Below are 10,801 nucleotides of genomic sequence, written 5' to 3' on the forward strand. Positions count from 1 at the left end.
TACGTTCATTAGTAAAAGGTGGTAAATGAGCCTCACATAGTAGTGATGATGGCAAAGTATCACAATTAGTAGAATTAAGTGCAGTAAATAAATTCTTACTTTACTTTCTAAAATACATTCTTTACTATCTTCTTCACTATTTCTTCTACTACTCCCAATAATTGGATAAGGCAAGAGATCCAAAAATAGTAGGAAAGTAGGGAGAAGTGCAGGGGGATGCATTTTATTCATTTTTAGAGTTAGTGTCAGGGAGTTTGGGATTTAGTGTAAATAAAGAAACAAAGAAGAATGAGGTAGGAGAATATTTTAATAAATTAGGTGTTAAATTAGGAGAAGCGTCAGCAGAATTAGAGAAAGTAGCAGTAAAGGCATCGGCAGATGTTGATAAAGAAGGTGTATTAAATAAGGGAATAAGAGCGGCAGTTGATACTGCTAAGACTACTTTAAGCGGATTAAAAGGGCATTTAGAGTCATTGGAGGGGATAGGAGGTGATAAGAAGGTAATTGATGTAGCAAAGAACCAGAATGGAGTGGCAGCAAGTACAGAGGAATTAAAGAAAGCATATAAAGCATTAAAAGGGATAGTTGAGATAGCTACTAAACAAGGAGTTAAAGAAGCAAGTGCAAGTGATGTTACATTGGGTCAAGCATCAATAGGAGTAGATGCAAAAAGTGGAGCCAAGGTATTAACTACGGGAGCTAATGCAGGAGCAGCAGTGGGAGAAAAAGCGGCATTGATAGTGTCCTCAGTGAGGGGAGAGGAGATGTTAGCATCAATAGTTAATTTAACAGAAGATAAAGCTAAGAAAATAACAGCTAATGCAACCGCAGAGACAACCCCATTGGAATTTGCAGTAGGAGGAAGTACTGCGGATAATTTAGCACAAGATGTAGTTAAAGCAGGAGCAGTGGCAGGAGGGATAGCATTGCGAGCATTGGTTAAAGAGGGTAAATTGGCTACACATAATGATGATAACGATTATAAAGCAGTACAGTCATCAGGAGTGAGTGCGGTAAATAAATTATTAGTAGCAGTAGAAAAAATGGTGAAGAAGACAGTAAAGAATGTAATTGAGGGAGTGAAGAAAGAAGTGGATAAGGCAAGAGATCCAAAAGCATCAGGGAATCAGTAATATTTATATAGTTGAAAATAATTAGGTAGAAATATTAGTGAAGAGAGCAATAAAGCTCTCTTTTTTGTATTTCCGGTATTTTGTATGTTATATAAAAGCCCCATTTGCTTATTTTTTGTTTTTAAAGAAAAGCTATAAAAAAAAGTAAAACAAGGAGGTGAAGAAGATGAAAGAAGAGGGAATAAAAGGAATAAGAGGAATAAGAGGAATAAAAGGGAAGGAAGAATTGGGAAAAAAAGAGGGGAGAAGGAATAATAGAATAGTATTGGGGATGATGATGGTGATGATGGGATGTAATAGTGGGGGAGTAAGTGGAGGAGTAAGGGATCCAGAGAAAGTGTTTTTGAGTGAGATGGTTAATTTAGGGAAAGGATTTTTAGATGTTTTTGTGAGTTTTGGCGATATGATTACAGGGACATTGGGGATAAAGGCAGATACAAAGAAAAGTGAGATAGGTGGATATTTTACTAAGATAGCAGAGACAATGAAAGGAGTTAGAGAGAAATTAGGGAAGATTTTGGAAGAGAATGGGAAATATGAGAAAGTGAAAGAGAAGGTAGAGGAATTTATTGGGGAGATAGGTAAGATTGAGGCAGGAGCACAAGAAGCAGCGAAAGGAGCTACAGGTGAAGCTATAGGAAATGCTGCTTCTGCTGGGCATGGAGCTACTCCTGCCAATAGAGAATCGGTTGTTTCATTAGTAAAAGGAATTAAGATAATTGTTGATGTGGTATTGAAAGGTAAGGGAAATGCGGAAGCAACGAAAACAGGGGATGATAAAAAGGATATAGGTAATCTATTTGCTGATGATAATGGTAAGGGTGATGCCAAAGAAGAAAATATTGCAAAAGCATCAGCAAGTATTGGTGCGGTGATCGGAGCTGATATTCTTCAAGCTATAGCTAAGTCAAAGGAAGATCCTAAAGATTATGCTACTGATGGAATTGAGAAAGCAACAGATGCAGCAGAGATTGCAATTGCTAAAGCTGTTAATGCAAAGAAAGAGATTAAAGAGGAATCAGCAAAGAAAGATGCGGTGATAGCAGCAGGGATAGCATTGAGAGGGATGGCAAAAGATGGTAAATTTGCGGCTAATCAGAGTGCTAAAGATGCAAATGCAGTAAATGGAGCGGTAGCAAGTGCAGTAAATAAGGTGTTAAGTACATTGACAATAGCGATAAGGAATACAGTGGATTTGGGATTAAAGGAAATAAATAAGGTATTGGGAGAGATTAAGGAAGGAGAAGGTTTTGAGGTTAAGACTAATTAATAGATGAATTATATTGAATATAGTAAAATTATTAGATAAGAATGCTGATAAAGAGAGCACTAATGAAGCTCTCTTTTTTTTGAGTGTATTATATAAATCATATTTTTTCCTTCTAATCCTTGGGAGAAAAGCTAAAAAGTAAGAAAAAACAAGGAGGCGAAGAAAATGAGAAGAGAGAAGGAATAGAAGGGGAAGTAAAAGGGAAGAGAGGGATAGAGAGAGGGAAGAGAGAGAGGAGAGTAAAAGGGATAGTGATGGTGATGGTGATGATAGTGAGATGGGATGTAATAGTGGGGGAGTTGGAGAGGGAAGTCAAGCAAAAGCGACTAAGGCAGATGGGAGTGTAATAGATTTAAAGGTAGTAAGTAAAAAGATAAAAGATGCGGTGGAGTTTGCGGAGAAAGTAAAGGAAGTGCATGTTTTAGTTAAGTCGGTTGACGAGTTGGCTAAAGCTATAGGCAAAAAGATTGATGCTAATGGTAGTCTTGCTGCTGAAGCTGGTCAAAATGGATCGTTAATTGCAGGAGTGCATAGTGTAATATCAGCTGTAAACACTAAGTTAAAAGGATTAGAAACAACAGATAACATTTCTGATGAATTGAAAGGAAAGATTGTTGCTGTTGAAACAGAAGGTAAGGCATTCTTGGATAAGTTGAAAAGTGGTAATGCTGAACTTGGTAAAAAAGATGCTTCTGATGATGATACAAAGAAAGCTATAGATAGAATTGGTAAAAAGGATGGTGATAAAGGAGTTGCTGAATTGATTAAGCTTAATACGGCGATCGATGCATTGTTAAAGCTTTCTACAGATGCAGTAGAAGCATCAATAGGAGAACTTACAGTTAAGCCTGCTGTGTAAAATAACTGAATAAATGCCAAGATATTCAAGAATAATAGCTTGAAGAAAATAAATAAAGTTAATAGAGATAAAGATACTGGGAGTAATCTCTTGGTATCTTTTATTTTATAGTGTGTTAAATAGAGATATATTGCTTTATATGATTAATTTTATTATTTGTGGTTTTATGAAAATGTTCTAGTGAAAAATATTCAGTTTATTGTATAAAATTGTACATATAAAAAACAAAAAAATAAGCTTTAATCTTTATCATGGAATAAGCTAGTCATTTAAAATTATTTAATTTCATATATAGTTGCAATTATAATATAGCATAATAATACACAAAAGCTATGTTAATAGTTATTTTTTTAAATAAAAAGAGTCAATGATAAATATATGGTAATAAAATTAATCATTAGTTTTTATATAGATATTTTTATGAATTTTTGTTTATTCGTTTATTAATTGTTTATTAGTTTTTGTATGGTTTGTTAATTTAAAGATTAAAGGTTAATAAATCAGGGAAAAGAAGAGTAAAGAGTTATTGATGGGAGTAATGGTGAATTCAGTAAAAAGTAAATGAAATGCTGTAGTGGCAGAGAATGGTGACTATCCAAAAGTGAAAGAAGTAGTTGAGCAATTTATTATTGGGATGTTAGACAAAATTGCGGAAGGAGCACAGGAAGCAGCGAAAGGTGCTACTGGCACTAGTAGTGAATTAATTGGGAGTGCTATTAAAATTCTGGTGCTACGCCTTCCAAAGCGGATTCCATAAACACATTAGTTAGAGGAATTAAGGCAATTGTTGATGTATTGTTAAAGGAGCAAGGAAATGCAGATGCTAATAAGATTGCAGATGATGATAAAAAGGATATCGGTAAATTGTTTAGTACTACTGCTAATGATGCAACAGAAGCAGTAGCAGCCAAGGCAAGTGCATCAATAGGGGTAGTAAGTGGTGCTGACATATTACAAGCTATTGCTAAGTCTGGTGATGTTTCTACTGTTGGTGATATTAAAATTAATGAAGCAAAAAATGCTGCTGAGATTGCTGCTGCTAATAAAGCTGATACTAAAGAGGCTAAACAAAAAGATACAGTTATTGCAGAAGGTATAGCGTTACGGATAATGACTAAAGATGGTAAATTAGCTGCTAAGGATGAAGATAAAGTTGCATCTGCGATAAATGGAGCAGCATTAAGTGCAGTAAGTAAGACATTGAATACTCTAGTAATTGCAATAAGAAATAGTGTTGATAGTGGATTAAAAAAGATAAATGAAAGATTGGCTACAATTAAGCAAGAAGATAAGGCATCAGAAGCAGCTGTTGTGCAACAACAATAAATAAATGTAGATAAAGATCTGTAAGATAAAAAGTTATTTAAATGAAATATTTCTCTCATTTTTGGTGAGGCATATCAGGGAGAGATGTTTTCTTTTGAAATTAACCGATTTCAATATGTTTTTGTGAAGGATTCATTTTGTTTATTTGTTTATTCAACTAATCTAAAATTTAAACTTGAATAAAAGGGTAGGAGAACATTTTAAGAAGGTCGGAGAAGGACTTACAACAACTAAGAATAAGTTAAACGAGTTAAAAGTTAAAATATCTGAAGTTAAGAATGTTGATGGGAGCACAATTAAAATTGTTGAGGATGCGATTAAAGGAACAAATGATGTTTTTGATAAATTAATTGCGGCATTATTTAAACTTGCTGGTGTAATTAATGATGGTAGTCCAATTGGTGATGTTAATTTTAGTGGTGCTCCTACATCAGCTGATAAGGATGGAGTTGAGGCAATTGTTGTAGAATTTAAAAAAATAATTGAGACTGCTACTAAGTCTGGTATAAAGATTAATACTGGTGATGCTGGTGCTAAAGTGGATAATGGCAATGGAATGAAGGTAGTGGTTCACAATTCTCAAGCTGATGCTGGTGCTGGTCCTAAATTAGCAGATGAAATAGCTAAAGCAGATCTATGGGCAATGATTGATAAGATTAAAAATGCTAAAATGGATGGGAATGCTTTTGATGCTGCTAGTGCAGAGGCTGGTGCACTTGCTTTTGGTGGTAATACTCAGAATGATAATGGTACTGAAAAGACTAATGCTGACTTAGCAGCTGCGGTAGCTCTTAAGGCAATGGTTAAAAAGGGTAAGTTTGATTCTCAGGCTAATGAAGTTGTAGAGGTTAAAGCAGCAGGAGTAAGTGCGGTAAATAAGGTATTAGGGATATTGGATATAATAATTAAGAAAACAGTAACAAATAATTTATAGAAAGTAAGAGAAGTATTTCAAGGAATAAAATATTCTGATACTAGTGGGAGTGAGGCTAGTCAATCTGATGCTACTCACACTACAGCTCCTAAATAAACAATATAAACGGTGATTAATAAATTAAATTATTTATCGCTGTATTCGTCTTATTTTTTTGTCTTACTAAACTTAGAAGAAAGTCAAATAAAAATAAAAATAAAATAAGGAAGCGAAAAGAATGAAGAGAGGGAAAAAAGTAGAGGGGGAAAAGAAGAGTAATATTAATGATGGTGGTGGTGATGGGATGTAATAGTGGGGGAGTAGCAGGAGGAGAAGGAGGAACAGGAGGAGACGGGGAGAGGATTAAGTGGCGCAATGATGGAAGTAGGGAGGAGTGCAGAGAATGCATTTTATGCATTTTTAGAGTTAGTGTCGGATGTATTGGGATTTAATGTGAACACAACTACAAAGAAAGAGGATGTAGGAGGATATTTTAACAGCCTAGGTGTGAAACTTGGAAAAGCATCAGAAGACTTAGAAGAAGTAGCAAAAAAATCAGCAGATAGTTCTAAATTTCAGGAAATTAGAGGGGCAGTTGATGAGGCTAAGGCTTACTTTAAGCAAATTAAAAGGGCATGTAGAATCTTTAGGACAAGTTGGCGATACTAATGTAGTAGGTTATGCAAATAATGTTCAGGGTACAGGAACAGCTCCAGACGATGCTCAGTTAAAAGAAATGTTTAGGGCATTAAAAGGAATAGTGAAGATAGCAACAGATGTGGGTGTTAAAGCATTAGAAGCTGGAGCTACAACATTAACAGTAAATGGAGTAGATAATAAGGATGGAGCTAAGATATTGGCTACAAGTGGTGGTAATCCAGCAGCGACAGATGCAGGTAAAGCCGCAATAATATTAGCAGCAGTAAGTGGAGAGGAAATTTTAAAATCAATAATTGAATCACAAGAAAGTGATGCAGCACTAACAGCTAATGCAGATGGAAATACAACTTCATTGAAATTTGCTAAAGGAGGATCAGATGCTCATCTATCAAATAGTGCTAATCCAAAAGCCGCAGCAGTAGCAGGGGGAATAGCTTTACGTTCATTGGTTAAGACAGGTAAACTAGGAGCAGGCGCGGCAGCTAATAATGCAGGAGGAGAGAAAGAAGTACAAAGAGTAGGAGCAACTGCAGTAAATAAGTTATTAGTAGCAGTAGAAGGTGTGATTAAGAAGACAGTAAAGAATATTCTTGAGAAAGCAAAAGAAAAAATAGATGAAGCAAGAAAGCCAAAAACATCAGAGTAGTAAATAAGACAAATATCTAGAATTAGATTATTTAGGAATAAGATTGGAAGGTAAGCTTAGAGATGTATCTAGGTTTCCTTCTTTTTTGTTGTAAGGAAAAGAAGGAAGCACGTGTAATAAGGAATAAAATAAAAAACATAAAAGCGATAATAATAACTTTATTTTTAATAATAGGATGTAATGGCTTTAGCTAAGGGTACTACTGTTGCTAATGATGATCAACGTAAAAAAAGATGCATTTATTGCAGGAGGAATAGCATTGAGAGGGATGGCAAAAGAAGGGAAATTTATTGTAAAGGAGATTGAGGATAGGAAAACAGGCGCTGAATCTGCAAAGGGAGCAGCAGCAAAAGCAGTAAATAAGGTATTAAGTACATTGATTATAGGATTATAGCGATCAGGAATAAACAGGAATAAAGTGGATGAAGGATTAAAGGAGATTAATAAAGTGTTAGGAGAGATTAAGAAGGAGAAGGTTCTGAAGTTAAGGTTAATTAATAGGTGAATTATTATGTAGTGAGATATATTAAAGTTATTAGATAAGAAGGTTAGAAAGGGAACAAAGAAACTCTCTTTTTTTATTTGCAGTATTGTATGTGTTATATAAATTATATTGTATATAAGTCATCTTTTTTTGCTTCTGTTATTCCAAGATCTCGCTTTTTTAAAGCTATAAAAAGGCGAGAAAAAAGAAAAACAAGGAGGCGAAAAGAATGAAAAGAGGAATAAAAGGAGAGATGATAAATAGAGTGATGATAATGATGATGGTGGTGGTGGTGATGGGATGTAATAGTGGGGGTAGAGATCCAGAGAAAGTATTTTTGAGTGAGATGGTAAATTTAGGGAAAGGATTTTTGGACGTTTTTGTAAGTTTTGGCGATATGATTACAGGGACATTGGGGATAAAGGCAGAAACAAAGAAAAGCGATATTGGGGCATATTTTACTAAGATTGAGAATACTATGAAGATAGTGAAAGGTAAATTAAGTAAAATTTTAGAAGAACATGGAAGTTATGAGAAAGTGAAAGGTAAGGTAGAGGAATTTATTGGAAGGATAGGGAAGATTGAAGAAGGAGCAAAGGAAGCAGCTAGTGGTGCTATTGGTGATGTAATAGGGAATGCTAAGAAAGGTGAAAATGCTAAACCAGCAGAAGCAGCAGGAAGTGTTAATAAATTAGTAAAAGGAATTAGAGAAATAGTTGAGGTGGTTTTAAAGAAGGGAGAAGGAGATCCAAATGCTACTAAAACCGGAGAAACAGAGCAAAAATCAATAGGTAAGTAAGTGGATCTGATATATTACAAGCTATTGCTCATTCTGATAATGTTACTGCGGAAGTTGGAATTGAACAAGCAAAGAATGCAGCAGAGATTGCTATTGCTAAATCTGAGGCTTCTAAAGAGATTAAAGAGGAATCAGCAAAGAAAGATGCAGTAATAGCAGGAGGTATAGCATTAAGAGGAATGGCAAAAGATGGTAAGTTTGTGGCTAAAAGTGATGAGGATAAATCAGCTAATGCAATCAATGGAGCAGTGGCAAGTGCGATAAATAAGGTGTTAAGTACGTTGACAATAGCAATCAGGAATACAGTGGATGAGGGATTGAAAGGGATTAATGAAATATTAGGAGGAATTAAACAAGGAGAGAATCCTGTTGCTAAAGTTAGTGAATAAGAGAAATTAATAATATTTATAATATAACTTGAGGTAATTAGTTAAGAGAGCTTATTTAGCTCTCTTTTTTATTTGCCAATATTAAAGCATCTTTTTTTTCTTTTAATCCTTAGAAGAAAGTCAAATAAAAAAAACAAGGAGGCGAAAAGGATGAAGATAGGAATAAAAGGTGAGATGATAAATAGAGTAAATAGAGTGATGATAATGATGATAGTAGTGGTGGTGATGGGATGTAATAGTGGGGGAGTAGCAGAAAAGGAGAAGGGACAGGAGGAGGAGACGGGAGAGGATTAAGTGGAGCAATGATGGAAGTAGGGAGAAGTGCAGAGAGGGCATTTTATGCATTTATAGAGTTAATGTCAGATGTATTGGGATTTACTGCGAAAGTGGATACAAAGAAGAGTGATGTAGGAAATTATTTTAATAGTCTAGGTGTTAAATTAGGAGAAGCGATGAAAGAGTTGGAAGAGGTAGCAAAAAAATCAGAGGTAGGTGTTGGGAAAGAGGAAGAATCAAAGGATGAAAAGAATGCAATTAGAGAAGCAGTTGATGCAGCTAAGGGAGTTTTAGATACATTAAAAGGACATTTAGAATCTTTGGGTAAGGTAGGTGATGCAAGTGTAGTAGGTGATGCAGCATCTAATGCCCAAGGAGTAGCAGCAAATACAGATGAATTGAAAAAAGCATATAGTGCATTAAAAGGGATAGTGGATACATCTGTTGAAAAAGGTGTTGAAAAGCCAAAAGCGGGAGATGTAGCAGTAAAAGTAGGGAGTGCAGATAATAAGGAAGGAGCTAAAATTTTAGCAGCAGGAGCTAATGCAGGAGCAGCAGTGGGAGAAAAAGCAGCAGCAATAGTATCATCAGTAAGTGGAAAAGAAATATTGGCAGCTATTGTTAAGTCAGGAGAAGGAGATGCAGCTGAAGCAATAGCAGCAAATGTAGATGGCACTACAAGTGCACTAAAGTTTGCTAAAGGAGGTCCTGTAGCTAATTTAGCACAAGGGACGGCGTTAGCAGGTGCAGTGAGTGGGGGAATAGTTTTACGCTCTTTGGTTAAGGGTGGTAAATTGGCTGCTAATGATAATGATGATGATAAAGTAGTACAATCAGTGGGAATAAGTGCAGTAAATAAACTGTTAGTAGCAGTAGAAGATATAATTAAAAAGACAGTAAAGAATGTGCTTGGAACAGCAAAACAAAAAATAGATGAAGCAAGAGTTTCAAAAAAAGAAAGTCAATAAAATAATAGTAATATTTAAATTACTTAAAAGTAATATTAGAAGACAAGCTAGAAACTAGTTTAGTTTGCCTTCTTTTTTGTTGTAAAGAAAGATAAGAAGTGAAATGTAGTTAAAAAAATTTAAATGAGTTGACGTTGCTCTAAAAATATGAAAATAAGGGGGAGAAGTAATGCAGGTTTTACTAAGAGTTTCATTTCTGATAAAATTCAGTTGGTAAGTTTTGTCCACTAAGAAAGATAATTATAAAACTTTAAAGGTTGAATCGGCTAAGGTAAATGTTTCAATTGGAGCTGGAATATTAAGAGCTATTGCTAACTTTGTTAAAGTTAAATTTTAATAATATTGAGGTAGCTAAAGATATTGTAAGTATTGCTATCTTATAATAATTTATTCATATTTATTAATCAAAGATTTGTCTTGTCTTTAGTACGATATTTATGCCATTAAAATTAAAAGAAGTAAAATTACTCTTCTATATATCTTATATATAAAAAATACATGAAACTTACGAAGAATCAATATCTTGCATACTAATATAGTATTTAGGGTTTGTTATTAAGTAAAATAAGTGAATTTAGTTGATGTTCACGATACGAAGATATTAGAAAAGATTTGTTTTTGTATTTTGTGAGTTTTTTTATAGGAAATAATACCCATTTGTTTTAGATTTAGGTTAATGTATGATTTGAGAGTATGTATGTCTTTGTTAGAGTTTTGCTCAAGAAAAGAAGATTCAATTAGATTAGCAATAGTAGACTGTAATTCATTATTGTTATTTTTAAAAATAGTAAATTTGCAGTATTATGTATACGTAAATTTTCAAATGAATTAATAAAAATTAAGTTTTCAAGACTATTTAGTGAAGTAGGTTTACTTACAAGTTTGATACTTTTGTATTTTGGATGTTTTAAAATGGATTCATAAAAGTAAGAATTGTCCTTTTTGTTTAGAGATTGAAGAATAATAGAATAAATATATTCTAAATGTTTAGTAGTTATATTAGCAAGAAATAATTTTTTGAGAATACGATTAAGTTTTATATAAATAATATTATAGTATCATGTGTATAATTAGTGAT

Annotated in this window: 3 protein-coding genes and 7 pseudogenes; all 10 read left to right on the top strand. The window is 34.0% G+C overall.

Annotation, left to right across the window (positions count from 1 at the left end; genetic code table 11):
• Positions 1-200: 200 nt before the first annotated feature.
• Positions 201-1,133 (top strand): annotated as a pseudogene (locus BRE_RS05455) (variable large family protein); the annotation flags it as partial.
• A gap of 271 nt (positions 1,134-1,404) precedes the next feature.
• The gene (locus BRE_RS05460) at positions 1,405-2,403 is read left to right on the top strand and encodes a variable large family protein (protein WP_049752038.1); all 999 of its coding nucleotides are present in this window, start codon (positions 1,405-1,407) and stop codon (positions 2,401-2,403) included.
• A 119-nt stretch (positions 2,404-2,522) separates the two neighbouring features.
• Entirely contained in the window at positions 2,523-2,750 is a 228-nt protein-coding gene (locus BRE_RS06870; RefSeq protein ID WP_198004643.1) for a hypothetical protein, read from the top strand.
• A complete protein-coding gene (locus BRE_RS05465; protein ID WP_012539591.1) occupies positions 2,681-3,262 on the top strand; it encodes a Vsp/OspC family lipoprotein in 582 nt (193 codons plus the stop codon). Before BRE_RS06870 ends, BRE_RS05465 begins: the two co-directional genes overlap by 70 nt.
• Before the next feature lie 574 nt (positions 3,263-3,836).
• Positions 3,837-4,588: pseudogene (locus BRE_RS05470) on the top strand (variable large family protein); the annotation flags it as partial.
• 184 nt (positions 4,589-4,772) lie between these two features.
• Positions 4,773-5,618, top strand: a pseudogene (locus BRE_RS05475) (variable large family protein); the annotation flags it as partial.
• Positions 5,619-5,785: 167 nt separating this feature from the next.
• A pseudogene (locus tag BRE_RS05480) lies at positions 5,786-6,807 on the top strand (variable large family protein).
• 220 nt (positions 6,808-7,027) lie between these two features.
• Positions 7,028-7,305 (top strand): annotated as a pseudogene (locus BRE_RS06105) (variable large family protein); the annotation flags it as partial.
• A gap of 215 nt (positions 7,306-7,520) precedes the next feature.
• Positions 7,521-8,479, top strand: a pseudogene (locus tag BRE_RS05490) (variable large family protein).
• Positions 8,480-8,629: 150 nt separating this feature from the next.
• Positions 8,630-9,723, top strand: a pseudogene (locus tag BRE_RS05495) (variable large family protein).
• Positions 9,724-10,801 lie beyond the last annotated feature (1,078 nt).

The organism is Borrelia recurrentis A1 (assembly GCF_000019705.1).
Lineage (GTDB): Bacteria > Spirochaetota > Spirochaetia > Borreliales > Borreliaceae > Borrelia > Borrelia duttonii.